This window comes from Mesorhizobium sp. Pch-S, from assembly GCF_004136315.1.
GTDB lineage: Bacteria > Pseudomonadota > Alphaproteobacteria > Rhizobiales > Rhizobiaceae > Mesorhizobium.
On the sequence record NZ_CP029562.1, the window covers coordinates 2,962,473 to 2,975,984 of the forward strand.

A 13,512-nucleotide genomic window follows, 5' to 3' on the forward strand; every position below is an offset into this window, starting at 1 on the left:
TTTGCAAGTGACGGTCTGCGTCTCGCGGCAGGAGAGACATTTCCCCGGGGCCTTATTGATCTCGAAGGGAGCTGTCCCTGACCGGACCCGTGGGTTCGGACATATGGCGCCCACCTACTTTGTAGGTTCCCGGGATCAACTTCTTCACCGGTTGCGTGGATCGTCACTTCCTCTTTTCTGTCTCGGGCAGTGTTGGCTTAAGGTCGCCGTTGCGACAGTGCGCGCTGCCGTGCCATGGCATAGGCGCTGTGAGCCGACAGGAGTGCCCTCCCACCATGCACAAGGAACGCAAGAAACAACTGCGCAAGGAGGCTCTGGCACGCCGCGACGCGCTCGATCCATTCTGGCGCATCGAGGCATCGCTCGAAATGGCTGAGACCGCGCGTGACAGCATTGCCTTCGAACCCGGCGCGATCGTTTCCGGCTTCTGGCCGATGCGCTCGGAAGTCGATGTCCGGCCGATGATGTTCGCGCTGCGCGAACATGGCGCGCGCCTGTGCCTGCCGGCTATCCTCGACAAGTCCACGATCGCCTTTCGCGAGCTGGTGCGTGGTGCGCCGCTGGTCGAGATGGGGTTTGGAACGCATGGTCCCGGGGAGGAAGCCGAGGTGCTGGATCCGGATATCATGCTGATCCCGCTTGCCGCATTCGACGGCCGCGGCCACCGTATCGGTTATGGGGCCGGCTATTATGACCGGGCGATCGGCAGGCTGCAGGATGCCGGCAAACAACCACGCCTGATCGGCATCGCCTTCGATTGCCAGGAGGTATCGGAGGTTCCGGACGAGCCGCACGACGTGGTCATCCCCGAAATCCTGACAGAGAGCGGGTTGCGGCGGTTTGCCGAGCAGTTATAGAAGACTGCATGAGGCTGCTTTTTCTGGGCGACATGGTGGGCAAGACGGGCCGCACGGCAGTGTGGGAACAGTTGCCCGGGCTGATCTCCGACTTCAAACTGGATTTCGTCATCGTCAATGGCGAGAACGCCGCTGGCGGCTTCGGCATCACTGAGGAGATCTTTCGCGAGACGATTGCCGCCGGCGCCGATGTGGTGACCACCGGCAATCATGTCTGGGATCAGCGTGATGCGCTGAACTTCGCGCCGCGCGAGGAACGGTTCCTGCGCCCGGCCAATTTTCCGAAAGGTACGCCGGGGCGTGGCTCCGGTGTCTATATCGCGCGCAACGGCGCGCGCGTGCTGGTTGCAAACATCATGGGCCGGGTGTTCATGCATCCCGAGCTCGATGACCCGTTCCAGGCAGGAGAGCGCGAGCTTGCCGCCTGTCCGCTCGGTGAGCAGGCCGATGCCGTCGTGATCGATTTCCATGCCGAGGCGACGAGCGAGAAGATGTGCTTCGCGCATTTCGTCGATGGTCGCGCCTCGCTGGTGGTCGGCACCCACACACACCAGCCGACCGCCGATCATCAGATTCTCAACGGCGGAACCGCCTATCTGACTGATGCCGGCATGTGCGGCGACTACGATTCTTCGCTCGGCATGGACAAGGAAGAGCCGCTGAACCGGTTTCTCTCGAAAGTGCCGAAGGGCCGCTTCGAAGCAGCTAACGGACCTGCTACGATCTGTGGCGTCGGCGTCGACATCTCTGACCGGACGGGTCTGGCGGAACGTGTTGCGCCGTTTCGTCGCGGACCTAGGCTTGAAGAAACGGTCCCATCCTTCTGGTTGTGACATTGAAGACGGGAACCGTCGTACCTAACTGCCGCCGAAACCTGCCTTACCTGCTTCAGATCGTTCAAGGGGAAGACGACCTCCATGCAGATCATCGAGTTTCTTGCGCCGTACTTCACTTTCGTCAACGATCCGACCGCCTGGGTCGCCCTGCTCACCCTGATCGCGCTCGAGATCGTTCTCGGCATCGACAACCTGATCTTCATCTCGATTCTGACCAACAAGCTGCCGGAAGCCCAGCGCGCCCGGGCGCGTCGGCTTGGCATCGGTGCCGCGCTCATCATGCGCCTCCTGCTGCTCGCCACCATCTCCATCATCGTCGGGCTGACGGCTCCGGTGTTCAGCGCCTTCGGCCATGATTTCTCCTGGCGCGACCTGATCCTGATCGCCGGTGGCCTGTTCCTGGTGTGGAAAGCGACCAAGGAGATCCACCATACGGTCGATCCGCAGGATCATCAGGATTCCATGATCGGCGAGACGCTGCAGATCAGTCTCGGTGGCGCGATCGTGCAGATCCTGCTGCTTGATCTGGTGTTCTCGGTCGACTCCATCATCACGGCCGTCGGCATGACCGACGAGATCGCCATCATGTACATCGCGGTGATCGTCACCGTCGTCGTGATGCTGCTTGCGGCTGCGCCGCTCGCCAACTTCATCGCCAAGAACCCGACCATCGTGATGCTGGCGCTCGGCTTCCTTTTGATGATCGGCATGACGCTGATAGCCGACGGCATGGGCTACCATGTACCGAAGGGCTACATCTACGCCGCCATGGGCTTCTCGGCACTGGTCGAGGCGCTCAACATGCTGGCGCGGCGCAGGAAAGCGAAGAAAAGCGGCGGACATTGAAGGTTGACTTGCCCGTCTCCAATGGAGGCGGGCAAGTCTTCAGGCGGCGCCGAACATGACCTTGCGGCCATCGGGATCCTCGACGGTGACGACGACGTCGTCGAGGGCGAAGGGCTCGATGGACAGCTCCTTCAGTCGGGCGAGAAAGCCATCCCGGTCATGGATGTTGAAATAGAGGTGGGTTACGTTCGAGCCGGCCAGCGGCGGATGGGTGTAGCCGGCAAAGGCAGCCGCATCATGGATCGCCAGCTGAACTCCCTCGCGGTCGATGCGCCAGTAGACATAGCTGCCCGGCGTACCGACCTGTTCGAGCGGCAGGCCGGCGACACGGCGGTAGAATTCCGCGGTTTTGGCAGGGTTCGCCGCGGTCAGGAAAATTCCGCGAAATGTCGTTTGCATGATCCTGCCTCGAGCATTTTGTAGCCAAATGGAATCATTTGGCGTTAGCAAAACAAAAGCCTGGAGCGTTTCCGCGTTTCCGTGAAAAACGGAAACGCTCTAGGTCGATGGCACCCCGACAGGATGCCGGTCGGCGATCAATCCCAGTGTGATGCCTTGTTCCAGCCAGGCCTTGGCGCCCGCGAGGACGAGCGCAAAGCCATCCGTCGAATCCACCGCCGTCTTGACCTGCTGATCCGCGTCACCCTGGAAGTCGAAATTGCGGATGGCGACGAAGGTCGCCGTGCCGTCCAGCATTGCTTTGAAGATCCATTCGACAGTCGTCGCCGGCTCGCCCCAGCCGATCAGGATCTTCTGGTCCTTCACCAGTTCCCTGACGGCGACAGGGGACTTGAAGTCATACATGCGCCACTCCCATTCGACCTGCCGGCCTGAATCGAGGCGGGCGCTGCCATGGGTGAACCAGAATTTCGACGTGATGGCCGGGTCGATGAAGGCTTCATAGACCTCAGTCACCGGCTTGCGGATCAGCATGCCGACTTCCGCGGCAGGGGCCTTGCGCAGTTCCATCGCTTTGTTCCTTCCTGTCTGGTAGCCGCGATGTGTCTTCTCGGCGGAGTCAGATGTTGTCCGGATTGGCCGGCACGCCCTTCATTTCGGAACGGTAGTAGCCATCGCGCAGGTTGATGCCGTATTCGACATAGGCCTTCATGCAGGCGAGCATCTGCGACCAGCCCTCGCAGTTGATGTAAGAGCGCTTGCGGCCGGCCTCGTCCTCGCGCCAGCCATCCTCGGCAATGGTGACGAAGGTGCCGCCGTCGTCGAGCTGTTCGAAGTTCATCTCGATGCGGGTTTTGTATGCCGGCTTGTCATCGGGACCACTGCCGTCCCAGCGGAGCACGATCCGCCGCTGCGGTACGACTTCGTCGACCTCGACCGGGATTTCGCCCCACCAGGTCACGGTGGTGCCGACCACCAGCGGCGCGGAGGCACCGCGCACGGTGGTGAAATAGCCGCTGAGCTTGGTCGGATTGACGACGGCGTCGAAGACTTCGGCGACCGGCTTGCCGATGCGCCCGGAAACCCTGATTGCAATGGACATGTCCACAGCCTCCTGCTTGAAATTTCCTCTATAATGTTATAAAAATATAACATGTCAAGCGAAGCAAAAGACGATCATGTTTTCAAAGCCTTGGCACATCCGCGCCGACGCCTTTTGCTCGACGAACTCAAGGATGGCCCGAAAACGACCGGTGCCTTGTGCGAGATGTTCGCCGACATGGACCGTTGCACGGTGATGATGCATCTGAAGGTGCTGGAAGATGCCGGACTGGTCGTTGCCCGTCGCGAAGGGCGCGAGCGCTGGAACCACCTCGACGCGCTGCCGATCAAACGCATCCATGATCGCTGGATCAGCGAATACGCTACCCATGCCATTTCGATCCTCGATCGCCTGAAGGCGGATCTGGGGTAGTCGGGTGTACTATTCCGCCATCGCCACCAGTGCATCGCGGTCATAGCCAAGGCGGATGGGCGCCCCGACCGGAATGTCGTCGGCGCCGAAGTCATTTGTCTCGGTGACCGATAGTGGCTTTTCCAGGCCCGGTATATCGACGATGAGATGCGTGATTTCACCGAAATAGTGTCGCTCCACAACGGTGCCGGACACCTCGTGTTTGGCCGTTGCGCTGTCCCACAACACACGGAGCCGCTCCGGTCTGATGCCAAGTGTGGCGCCGGCACCGCTACGCATGAATGCCTTAGGCTTTTCGGTGGTGACACGACCGAAGCCCAGGGTGTCGACGGTGATGGACGAGCCGTTTTCCTCGACGATCTCGGCCTTCACGAAATTCATGCCGCCAAGGAAATCGGCAACCTGGCGGTTCACCGGCCGCTGGTAAATCTCCTTCGGTGACGCGATCTGCGCGATGCGGCCGCCGAACATCACGGCGATACGGTCTGACATGGCGAGGGCTTCATACTGGTCGTGGGTGACCAGGATGAAGGTGATGCCGACCGCCTGTTGCAGGCGGCGCAGCTCCACCTGCATCTGTTCGCGCAGTTTCTTGTCCAGCGCCGACAAGGGCTCGTCGAGCAGAAGCACTTTCGGCCGCATCACCAGCGCGCGGGCCAGCGCCACGCGCTGGCGTTGGCCGCCGGAGAGTTCATGCGCCCCCCGCTTGCCAAGGCCGTTCAGCGAAACCATGGCGAGTACGTCCTCGACACGGCGTCTTTCCTCGGCCGGGTCGAGTTTCAGCCGCTTCAATCCATAGGCGACGTTCTGCTCGACATTGAGGTGCGGGAAGATGGCGTAGCTCTGGAACACCATGTTGGTGGGGCGCCGGTTGGCGGGCACGCCAACCATTTCCTGCCCGTCGACGGCGATGGTGCCGCTGGTCGGGTTGTCGAAGCCGGCGATCATCCTGAGCAGCGTGGTCTTGCCGCAGCCGGAGGGGCCGAGCAGGGAGAAGAATTCACCCTCGCGGATGGTCAGGCTGCAGTCATCCAGTGCCTTGAAGGCACCGTAGCTGCGGGTAACGTCCCTGATTTCGATCATCGGCCGATCTGAGGTCGGGCGGTCGGGCATTGGCCGGTCAAGCATGCAGAAGACCCTCGGACTGGGTGCGACGCGCAGCGCGGCGGCGCAGGATTTCGGCGATGGAGAGCAGCACGAAGGAGCCGATGAGCAGTAGCGTACCGAGTGCCAGCACTCCGGGCAGCTTGGCAGCGAAACGCAATTGGCCCCAGATGTAGATCGGCAGTGTCGCATCCGTCCCGGTAAGGAAAAAGGCGATGATGAAATCGTCGAGCGAGATGGTGAAGGAAACAAGCAGGCTGGAGATGATGGCCGGCGTGACCATCGGCAAGGTCACGCGCCGGAATGTGCCAAAGGCGCTTTCGCCAAGATCGGCTGATGCCTCTTCCAGGCTGCGGTCGAAGCCTTCGAAGCCCGAAGTCAGCACCGACATCGAATAGGGAATGCAGATCAGCACATGACCGAGCACGACGGTGAAGAGCGAGAGGCTGAGGCCCAGTTGCAGCATCACCAGCAGCATGGATATGGCGACGATGACTTCCGGCAGCACCAGCGGCGCCATGATCAGGCCGTGGATCGGGCGTCGGCCGGGGAAGCGGTAGCGGGTAATGGCGCGCGCGGCGAGGATGCCGAGGGTCGTGGAGAGCACGGCAGCCGAAACGCCGACGATCATGCTGTTCCAGGCGGCGTCGATCAACGCCGGTGTCTTCGGCAGGTCGCGGTACCACTGCAGCGTATAGCCGGCGAGCGGGAACTTCGGCGAGGCCGAGGTGTTGATCGAGAAGATCGGCAGGAACAGCACCGGCAGATAGAGAAAGCCGATATAGAGTAAGGCATAGGCCGCCAGCCAGGAATTGCCGCCAGGCAGGAAGCGCTTGAGGACGGTCATCGCGCGAGCCTCATTGCCGCGCGGAGCAGAAACACGGTGGCGCCCGCCATCAGGCTGACCACGATCATGGTCGTCACGGAAAGCGCTGCCCCCAGGGGCCAGTTCGCCGCCTTGCCGAACTGCGCCTGGATGGCATTGGCGATCATGACGCCGTCCTTGCCGCCGACCAGCTTCGGCGTGACATAGTCACCGACCGTCGGGATCATCACGATGAGCAACGCCGAGATCACACCTGGCGCCGACAGCGGCAGCGTCACGCGCAGGAAGGATCGGAACGGTCCGTCACCGAGATCCTTCGCCGCCTCGATCAGTGTACGATCGACCTTTTCGAGCGAAACGTAGATCGGCAGGATGGCGAAGGTCGCCCATGCGTGAGTGAGCGTGATGACGACCGCGCTGGTGTTGTAGAGCAGGGCGGTGGACGGCTCGCTGATCAGGCCGAGCCCCATCAGGCCGGAATTCAGCACGCCGTTGTAGCCGAGGATGACCTTCCACGACATCACGCGCAGCAGGTAGCTCGTCCAGAACGGGATGGTGATGAGAAAGAGCCACAGGCTCTTGTGACGGCCGCCGTGGAAGGAAATGAAATAGGCGATCGGATAGGCCAGCAGCACGGTGAACAGCGACACCAGAAGCGACACGAAAAGCGAACGCCACAACAGGTCGAGATAGATCGGTTCGGTCAGCGCGGTGCGATAGTTCTGCAGCGTGAAGGTGTGGTCGATGGTGAGGTAGTTCTGTGTCCAGAACGAATGGGCGAACACCACCAGGATCGGCAGCAGCAGCAGGATAAGAGCGTAGAGAAGCGTTGGACTGATCAGGGCAAGGCCCTGGAAGGATTCGGACTGCAGGAAGGGTGGCCTTCGCCTGATGCCGCCCGCAGCAAGTGGCGGCGACCCTTCTGCGGCTGCCGTCATTGCAGCGCTCCCGGTGCGTATGTGGTCGCTGGCCTGGACTGTCCCGCCATGCTGCCTCCCGCCGGTCGTTCCCACATTTTCTTGTCGAGATTCAACCGCCTTGTGCTCGCGAGTCGATGCGCAGCCCTGGCGGGTGTCCTCTTGCCGGCTTTCCTCATCATGAGCGCATCCGCCGGTTGAAATCAAGCGGTATTTCTGCGATGTTGATTGAACAGCCATTCAAAATCTTTTTGTGAAACCTGTGTTTTCCAACGGTTTGAAGGGCTTGTAGAGGTTGAAATCAAACGAGGCTGCGATGGCTGCGCTGCGCGAGACAGGAACCGGTGGGCTGAATGCGGAAGTATCGGAAAACGCCGTTGAGACCGCGCGACGTCACCTCGTCCAGCCCTGGCCGGTGGCTTCCACCGTTGGTGCCGAAGCGCGGGCGCTGATCGGCGACGGCGACGGCATCTACATCACCGATGGTGAAGGCAAGCGGCTGATTGATGGTCCGGCCGGCATGTGGTGCACCAATGTCGGCCACCGTCGCGAGGAGCTGGCGCGCGTGCTCTACGACCAGGCGATGCAGCTGTCCTACAACACGCCTTGGTATACGATGAACGCACCCTCGGCGGAGCTGGCGCGGCGTATCGCAGCGGCAGCGCCCGGCGACCTCAGTCACGTGTTCTTCACCACCGGCGGATCGTCGGCGGTCGAGACGGCGCTGCGTTTCATGCAGTTCTACAACAACGTGCGTGGCCGGCCGGAAAAGAAACTGATCCTGTCGCGCGGTGGCGCCTATCACGGCTCCACCTATCTGGCGGCTTCGCTGAACGGCCGCCCGCGTGACCGCGACTGGATGGACGGCGCCGACGAGCTGGTGGTGAAGCTGTCATCACCCGATCCGTTTCGCCGGCCGGGGGGGATGGAAGTCGGTGCCTTTGCCGACATGCTGGTCGAGGAGTTCCGAAGCAGGGTCGAGGCGATCGGCGCCAGCAGGATCGGTGCCTTCGTAGGCGAACCTGTCCAGGCTTCGGGCGGTGTCATCGTGCCACCGGACGGCTATCTGAGGCGCATCCGCGAAATCTGCCGCGAGAACGATATCCTTTACATCTCGGACGAGGTGGTGACGGCATTCGGCCGGCTCGGCCACGTCTTTGCTTCCGGCGACGCGTTCGGGCTCGATCCGGACATGATCACCTTCGCCAAGGGGGTCACATCCGGCTATTTCCCGCTCGGTGGCGTCGTCATCTCCGAACGGCTGCTGCAGGAGCTGCGTCGCTCCAACCATCCCGACGCGATGTTCGCGCATGGGCTGACCTATACCAGCCATCCGATCGGTTGTGCGCTGGCACTGAAGAATCTCGACATACTTGAAGATGAGGTTCTGGCGCATGCCCGGGCCGTCGCACCTTACTTCCAGGCGCAGCTGAAGTCGCTGGAAGACCTCCCGCTGGTTGGTGAGGTGCGCGGGCTGGGATTGATGGCCTGCGTGGACTGCGTGGCGGATCGCGAAAGCAAGAACCCGCTGCAGCTGGACAGGGCAGTCGGCGCGCGCATCGATGCGCATTGCCATGAGCTCGGGCTTCTGGTGCGTCCGCTGATCAACATGTGCGTGATGTCACCGCCGCTGGTCATCACGCGCGAGCAGATCGACACAATGGTCGCGATCCTGCGGGAAGGCATTTCGCGCACGATGGGGGACCTGCGCCGGGAGGGGCTGTGGCAGGGCTGAGGTCAGAGCGCCTCCGCTATGTTGGGATTGCTTTAGCCGTCGCCGCCACCACCGCTGTCGCCACTCCCGTGACCTCCTCCGGAATGATGGTCGCCGCCATAATGCCCTCCGCCATCGCCGGATCCCAGAGAACCACCGACGAGCGGCACCATGAACCGGCGGCTGGACGTGCGGTATTTGATGCCGAGGAAGATCGCGGCGACAATCGCCACCGGGATCAGCAGATAGAGCCATGCGTCCATATCGCCGTCTCCTTGTGTGGAGGCTGACTATCGCATGGTCGAAGGTGTTTGTGGACCCGAGCTAGGCGGCTGGTTCATCGACGCGGATCGTCTTGCTTTGCCAAAGCAGGATCAGGCCGGCAAGGACGATAAGAGTAGCGCCGGCGATGGTGGCCGGGCCGGGAACCTCGTTGAAGGCGAGATAGCCGATGATGGCTGCCCCCACCAGCTCGAGATAGACAAGTGGTGCCAGCACCGATGTTTCGGCAAGCCGGAAGGCGACGATCAGCATGAAATGACCGATCAGGGAAAAGATACCCACTCCGGCGAAAAAGATGAGGTCGCTCCAGGCAGGTGTGGACCAGGTGAACAGGGCCTGCGGCAACAGGATCAGCGCACCGAAGGCGCATTGGAAGGCCAGTGTCTTGAGCGGATCGCTTTCCAGCGCGGCCTTTCGGGTGACGATCATGTAGAAGGCGAAACACAAGCCCGAGGCGAGCGCCAGCAGAATGCCGGGGTCAATCGTGCTGCCCGGCTGCAGGATCACCATGGCGCCGGCGAAACCAAGCACCAGGCTGATGCCCTTCACCGACGTCATACGCTCCTTCAGGATCAGCACCGACAGCACCATGCCGATGATGGGCGCGATGAAATAGGCGCTGATGGCGGTGGCCAGCGGGATGAAGGTGATGGCGACGAAATAGAGTGACATCGCCGTGACCAGCAGGATGGTGCGCAGCATGTGCGCGCCAAGGCGCTCTGAGGGGAACACGTGCCGGCCATAGCGGGCAAAAGCGTAAGGCAGAACGATAATCGTGGCCACGGCATAGCGCGCCCAGCCGATGAAGAGCGGCGAATAGTCGGCACTCAGATATTTCGCCAGCCCGTCGACGATCTGGATAGCAAAGGCCACCGCGGCCATCAACAGGATGCCTCGGGTCTGCGGGGATAGGCCGGCGGATGCGCTCATGCGCGGCTTCTAGCGCTAAGCCTCATGCCGTTACAGTCGAAGATATTGATCCAGACAGGCAGAATTCACTCCCTTCTTCGGTGTTGGTGAAGAAGGGAGTGTGGCGTCGCCGGCCGATAGATCCTACCAGCGTGCCTGGCCGAGCAGCTTCTCGCCGAGCGGCGTCAGGGTTGCGGTCGTGGCGTTGTGCTTTTCCCATTCGCGCGGGTCGCCTGGGAAGGCGTCACGTTGCGGGTGGTCGAGTTCACGCCACAGCCGGAGGCGTTCCTGGCGCTCCGCCTCGTTGTCCCATTCCGCCGGATGCATGGAAATATACTGCGCCATGCGCACGCGGTTGTCGGAATGGTTGGGACGCACGCCGTGCGCCAGCAGCGAGTTGAAGATCATCAGGTCGCCGGCTTCCATCTCGATGTTGACGGTAGCCTGACCGGCCATGTCGGGATGCATCGGGTCGCGATCGGCAGGCTGCGTTTTTTCCCAGGCCTCGAAATCGGAGAACAGCTTCGGCACGCATTGGAAACCGCCGACATCGCCGTCCTGCTTCTGCAGGCTGAGCACACCCTGCACGCCGATGGGCAGAGGGCGGATCGAGGTGTCGACATCCCAGTGGATGAAGCCGTTGGGATTGCCCTTGACCTTCTTCGGCGGGTTGAGGTTGGCGCGGTCGATGGTCACCCACAGATCCTCGCGGTCCCAGATGTCGACGAAGGCGTCGTAGATGCGCCGCTCCATGCGATTGTCCCAGAGATACTGGTGATTGTAGATCTCCAGCATGCCGGTGTTGTTCAGCTCCTTCATCTTGTGCTCGCGCCGCTGCGGCGCATACCAGGTGGAAGGATCGGTCGGGTCCTTCTCGTCGAAGCGCCACAGGAGATCGACCAGCCGCCTGACGTTCTCGGCCGGGACCGCCTGGCGCACGATGACGTAGCCATTGGTGATCCAATGCTGCCAGTCGTCTTCGGAAAGCACGCGCAGCGGCAGCGTCTTCTCGATGTCCTTCAACTGGGTGGACATAGACGTGGTCGGGTGGTGGTCCTTCACGGCTGCGGCTTGCATGGCGTTCTCTCCCTGGCTGGCACCCAACGATGGGGTATGAACGGGAGAATAAGGAAGCAGTCGAAGCCGTGTTGTCCTGCACCAGCAATTTCCGGTACTATTCTGGCGTCTTGAAGCTCAATAGCGCCGCATGAAGCCTTATCTCGAAAGAGTGCCAGCCAGTCCTGACGCCTCCTGGAGCATGCTGAACCGGCGGCTCGACGATGGCATCCCGTTCCAGTGGCATCATCATCCCGAACTCGAACTGACCCTGACGCTGAATTCGCGCGGGCACCGTTTCATCGGCGACCATGTCGGTACTTTCGATGGGATCGATCTGGTCCTGGTCGGCTCCAACCTGCCGCACACATGGTCATCCTCGGAGAAACTGGACCCGGCCTTGCCGCATGTCGCACTTGTGGTGTGGTTCACGCAGGAATGGATCGAAACGATCACCAGTTCGTCGGTGGAATTGGGCGCCGTTGCCGCGCTTGTCGCAAAGGCCGGCGCCGGCCTGTGTTTCTCGAGAGAATCGGCTGTTGCGCTCGCCGACGACTTCAAGCGGCTGTTCGACCTGCCCGCGCCGCAGCGGTTGCTTGCCTTGCTCGCCATTCTTGGCAGGCTCGCGGATGATGCCGACACCGAGCCGCTTTCCAGCGAGGCCCTGGTGCCGATGGAGCGCGACGCGGGAGGCGCGCGCATAGACCGGGTGCTGACCCACATCCACCAGTCCTATGCGCGGGAGATCCGACTGGAGGAACTTGCCGGCATCGCGGCGCTCAGTGTTTCGGGAACGCACCGGCTGTTTCGCCGGCACATGCGCGCAACGATTTCCGACTACATCATCCGGCTGCGCATCGGTGATGCCTGCGCGCGTCTGTCGGGGACGAGCCAGCCGGTCCAGCACATCGCGAATGCCGTCGGTTACGGTTCGCTGGCGAACTTCAACAGGCATTTCCGCCGCCTGCGCGGCATGTCGCCTCGCGACTACCGCGCGCGATTCAGGCCGCGGTAATCGGTTTCTCGTCAGACCCGGCTGAGCAGCGCGGTGTTGAGCGCTTCCATATCCTTCTCGGCCGGCTGGGCCTCCAGCGACAACACCGGCAGTTGCTGGCGCAGATGGTCGTGATGCGTCCGTACGCCATATTCGAGGTCGGACATATAGAAGCCGGCAAAAGCCTCCGACAGCATGGATTCGTTCGACCAGACCGAAAGTTGAACATCCTCGGCCATGGTGTCGCGGTCGATGCGGAAGGCAAGATAGCGAGCAGCAGCCTGCTCGCGACTTTCGTCAGCATAGCGGTAGATGGCACCGCGCAGCAGCGTCTCGCCGGTCGACAGTGGGAACTCCTGGTAGAATTGCACCGATTCCGGCGTTACCGCGATGACGGCGTTGGGAAACAGACCATAGTAGATCCACGCCTTCTTCTGCGTATCGGGAAGATGGTCCGGCTGCGGTGCAATCCGTACATAGTTCCTGACGCTCCAGCGGCGACCGGCATGCGGATTGTAGGTTGCGAAGGAGCGCGAGACGCCATTGATGAAAGGCTCGTCGTAGTAGGTCGAGCCATAGAGGTCCTGCAGAGCCGGATGCGCCATGGCGACGTGGTAGCCTTCATTGTCGACGTCACGTACCGATTTCCAGTTGACCGGGCTTTTCTGGGTCCAGATGCCCCAGGAAGGCACCATCTCTGCGGCTCGGTAAGGTGCGAACTCCGCTTCGATCGGCTTCAACAGGTCGACCACGGCTGGCTGGGGTCCGCCATCGCGGAAACGGATGAAGATGAAACCCATCCAGATTTCCAGGTCGAGTGGCTTCAAGCCGAATTCGGTCTTGTCCAGTTCCGGGAAGGAACGGGGACGAGCGGCGCCGCGCAGCGTGCCGTCGAGATTGTAGACCCAGCCATGGAAAGGGCAGACCAACGCATTGGCGCAATGACCCTGATTGTCGGCGACCACCCGGCTGCCGCGGTGCCGGCACAGATTGTGAAAGCCACGCACGATGCCGTCCTTGCCGCGCACGATCAGTGCGCGCTCGCCGACCACATCCATGGTCAGGTAGTCGCCGGGATTGGGCACGTCCGAGACGTGGCCGGCGATCTGCCAATGGGTGCGGAACAGATGCTCCTTCTCCAGCTCCAGCAGTGCGTCGGAGTGGTAGGCCCAGCCCGGCAAGCCGCTGCGGTCCCAATCATTGGGGATCGCCACATCGCGGAAATGTGGGTTCATGAGGAGTGCTTTCTTATTGAATATTCATTCAATAAGAGCATATTTGTTATTGAAATGCAATGG

At 61.6% G+C, this 13,512-nt stretch carries 16 protein-coding genes and 1 other RNA gene; 7 read left to right on the forward strand and 10 right to left on the reverse strand.

What is annotated here, in order from left to right; translation table 11 throughout:
• The first annotated feature begins 9 nt into the window (after positions 1–9).
• The 4 genes from ssrS to C1M53_RS13795 all read left to right on the forward strand — a co-directional run bounded on the left by ssrS (position 10) and on the right by C1M53_RS13795 (position 2,539).
• Positions 10–166: non-coding RNA, 6S RNA (gene ssrS, locus C1M53_RS13780), on the forward strand.
• A 109-nt stretch (positions 167–275) separates the two neighbouring features.
• Positions 276–857, forward strand: coding sequence for a 5-formyltetrahydrofolate cyclo-ligase (locus C1M53_RS13785; protein WP_129412755.1), 582 nt, complete (start codon positions 276–278; stop codon positions 855–857).
• Between the two features lie 8 nt (positions 858–865).
• Positions 866–1,690 carry a YmdB family metallophosphoesterase gene (locus C1M53_RS13790; RefSeq protein WP_129412756.1) on the forward strand — a complete coding sequence of 275 codons (825 nt, stop codon included), beginning with the start codon at positions 866–868 and terminating at the stop codon, positions 1,688–1,690.
• A gap of 84 nt (positions 1,691–1,774) precedes the next feature.
• Positions 1,775–2,539: a TerC family protein gene (locus tag C1M53_RS13795; protein WP_129412757.1), complete on the forward strand. Its 765-nt coding sequence runs from the start codon at positions 1,775–1,777 to the stop codon at positions 2,537–2,539.
• A gap of 39 nt (positions 2,540–2,578) precedes the next feature.
• Here the strand turns inward: C1M53_RS13795 and C1M53_RS13800 are convergent, their stop codons facing one another.
• From C1M53_RS13800 to C1M53_RS13810, 3 genes are all read right to left on the reverse strand, one after another.
• Positions 2,579–2,938: a VOC family protein gene (locus tag C1M53_RS13800; RefSeq protein ID WP_129412758.1), complete on the reverse strand. Its 360-nt coding sequence runs from the start codon at positions 2,936–2,938 to the stop codon at positions 2,579–2,581.
• 99 nt (positions 2,939–3,037) lie between these two features.
• Positions 3,038–3,508 carry an SRPBCC family protein gene (locus tag C1M53_RS13805; protein ID WP_129412759.1) on the reverse strand — a complete coding sequence of 157 codons (471 nt, stop codon included), beginning with the start codon at positions 3,506–3,508 and terminating at the stop codon, positions 3,038–3,040.
• A gap of 49 nt (positions 3,509–3,557) precedes the next feature.
• A complete protein-coding gene (locus C1M53_RS13810) occupies positions 3,558–4,040 on the reverse strand; it encodes an SRPBCC domain-containing protein (protein ID WP_129412760.1) in 483 nt (160 codons plus the stop codon).
• A 51-nt stretch (positions 4,041–4,091) separates the two neighbouring features.
• On the opposite strand from C1M53_RS13810, the gene C1M53_RS13815 reads away from it, so the two are divergent.
• Entirely contained in the window at positions 4,092–4,412 is a 321-nt protein-coding gene (locus tag C1M53_RS13815; RefSeq protein WP_129412761.1) for a metalloregulator ArsR/SmtB family transcription factor, read from the forward strand.
• A 9-nt stretch (positions 4,413–4,421) separates the two neighbouring features.
• Here the strand turns inward: C1M53_RS13815 and C1M53_RS13820 are convergent, their stop codons facing one another.
• From C1M53_RS13820 to C1M53_RS13830, 3 genes are read right to left on the reverse strand one after another with little or no spacing between them, the layout of a single operon-like run.
• A complete protein-coding gene (locus tag C1M53_RS13820) occupies positions 4,422–5,495 on the reverse strand; it encodes an ABC transporter ATP-binding protein (protein ID WP_129412762.1) in 1,074 nt (357 codons plus the stop codon).
• Positions 5,496–5,532: 37 nt separating this feature from the next.
• Positions 5,533–6,363 (reverse strand): ABC transporter permease, encoded by an 831-nt coding sequence (locus tag C1M53_RS13825; RefSeq protein WP_129412763.1) that lies wholly within the window; start codon positions 6,361–6,363, stop codon positions 5,533–5,535.
• Entirely contained in the window at positions 6,360–7,280 is a 921-nt protein-coding gene (locus tag C1M53_RS13830; RefSeq protein WP_129412764.1) for an ABC transporter permease, read from the reverse strand. The genes C1M53_RS13825 and C1M53_RS13830 overlap by 4 nt, the downstream gene beginning before the upstream one ends.
• Positions 7,281–7,575: 295 nt before the next feature.
• Between C1M53_RS13830 and C1M53_RS13835 the strand changes: the two genes are divergently transcribed.
• Positions 7,576–8,994, forward strand: coding sequence for an aminotransferase (locus C1M53_RS13835; RefSeq protein WP_129412765.1), 1,419 nt, complete (start codon positions 7,576–7,578; stop codon positions 8,992–8,994).
• A 32-nt stretch (positions 8,995–9,026) separates the two neighbouring features.
• On the opposite strand, the gene C1M53_RS13840 is transcribed toward C1M53_RS13835, so the two are convergent.
• From C1M53_RS13840 to C1M53_RS13850, 3 genes are all read right to left on the reverse strand, one after another.
• Complete coding sequence (locus C1M53_RS13840) at positions 9,027–9,236, reverse strand: hypothetical protein (RefSeq protein ID WP_129412766.1); 210 nt, start codon at positions 9,234–9,236, stop codon at positions 9,027–9,029.
• Between the two features lie 61 nt (positions 9,237–9,297).
• Positions 9,298–10,185, reverse strand: coding sequence for a DMT family transporter (locus C1M53_RS13845; protein WP_129412767.1), 888 nt, complete (start codon positions 10,183–10,185; stop codon positions 9,298–9,300).
• A gap of 123 nt (positions 10,186–10,308) precedes the next feature.
• On the reverse strand, positions 10,309–11,241 hold the full coding sequence (locus C1M53_RS13850; RefSeq protein ID WP_129412768.1) for a phytanoyl-CoA dioxygenase family protein: 933 nt from the start codon (positions 11,239–11,241) through the stop codon (positions 10,309–10,311).
• Between the two features lie 130 nt (positions 11,242–11,371).
• Between C1M53_RS13850 and C1M53_RS13855 the strand changes: the two genes are divergently transcribed.
• The gene (locus C1M53_RS13855; protein ID WP_129412769.1) at positions 11,372–12,235 is read left to right on the forward strand and encodes an AraC family transcriptional regulator; all 864 of its coding nucleotides are present in this window, start codon (positions 11,372–11,374) and stop codon (positions 12,233–12,235) included.
• 11 nt (positions 12,236–12,246) lie between these two features.
• On the opposite strand, the gene C1M53_RS13860 is transcribed toward C1M53_RS13855, so the two are convergent.
• Entirely contained in the window at positions 12,247–13,449 is a 1,203-nt protein-coding gene (locus C1M53_RS13860) for an aromatic ring-hydroxylating dioxygenase subunit alpha (RefSeq protein WP_129412770.1), read from the reverse strand.
• Positions 13,450–13,512: the final 63 nt, after the last annotated feature.

Coding starts and splice junctions, on each gene's coding strand:
- C1M53_RS13785 (WP_129412755.1), top strand. CDS start 276: ATGCACAAGGAACGCAAGAAACAACTGCGCAAGGAGGCTCTGGCACGC.
- C1M53_RS13790 (WP_129412756.1), top strand. CDS start 866: ATGAGGCTGCTTTTTCTGGGCGACATGGTGGGCAAGACGGGCCGCACG.
- C1M53_RS13795 (WP_129412757.1), top strand. CDS start 1,775: ATGCAGATCATCGAGTTTCTTGCGCCGTACTTCACTTTCGTCAACGAT.
- C1M53_RS13800 (WP_129412758.1), bottom strand. CDS start 2,938: ATGCAAACGACATTTCGCGGAATTTTCCTGACCGCGGCGAACCCTGCC.
- C1M53_RS13805 (WP_129412759.1), bottom strand. CDS start 3,508: ATGGAACTGCGCAAGGCCCCTGCCGCGGAAGTCGGCATGCTGATCCGC.
- C1M53_RS13810 (WP_129412760.1), bottom strand. CDS start 4,040: ATGTCCATTGCAATCAGGGTTTCCGGGCGCATCGGCAAGCCGGTCGCC.
- C1M53_RS13815 (WP_129412761.1), top strand. CDS start 4,092: ATGTCAAGCGAAGCAAAAGACGATCATGTTTTCAAAGCCTTGGCACAT.
- C1M53_RS13820 (WP_129412762.1), bottom strand. CDS start 5,495: ATGATCGAAATCAGGGACGTTACCCGCAGCTACGGTGCCTTCAAGGCA.
- C1M53_RS13825 (WP_129412763.1), bottom strand. CDS start 6,363: ATGACCGTCCTCAAGCGCTTCCTGCCTGGCGGCAATTCCTGGCTGGCG.
- C1M53_RS13830 (WP_129412764.1), bottom strand. CDS start 7,280: ATGACGGCAGCCGCAGAAGGGTCGCCGCCACTTGCTGCGGGCGGCATC.
- C1M53_RS13835 (WP_129412765.1), top strand. CDS start 7,576: ATGGCTGCGCTGCGCGAGACAGGAACCGGTGGGCTGAATGCGGAAGTA.
- C1M53_RS13840 (WP_129412766.1), bottom strand. CDS start 9,236: ATGGACGCATGGCTCTATCTGCTGATCCCGGTGGCGATTGTCGCCGCG.
- C1M53_RS13845 (WP_129412767.1), bottom strand. CDS start 10,185: ATGAGCGCATCCGCCGGCCTATCCCCGCAGACCCGAGGCATCCTGTTG.
- C1M53_RS13850 (WP_129412768.1), bottom strand. CDS start 11,241: ATGCAAGCCGCAGCCGTGAAGGACCACCACCCGACCACGTCTATGTCC.
- C1M53_RS13855 (WP_129412769.1), top strand. CDS start 11,372: ATGAAGCCTTATCTCGAAAGAGTGCCAGCCAGTCCTGACGCCTCCTGG.
- C1M53_RS13860 (WP_129412770.1), bottom strand. CDS start 13,449: ATGAACCCACATTTCCGCGATGTGGCGATCCCCAATGATTGGGACCGC.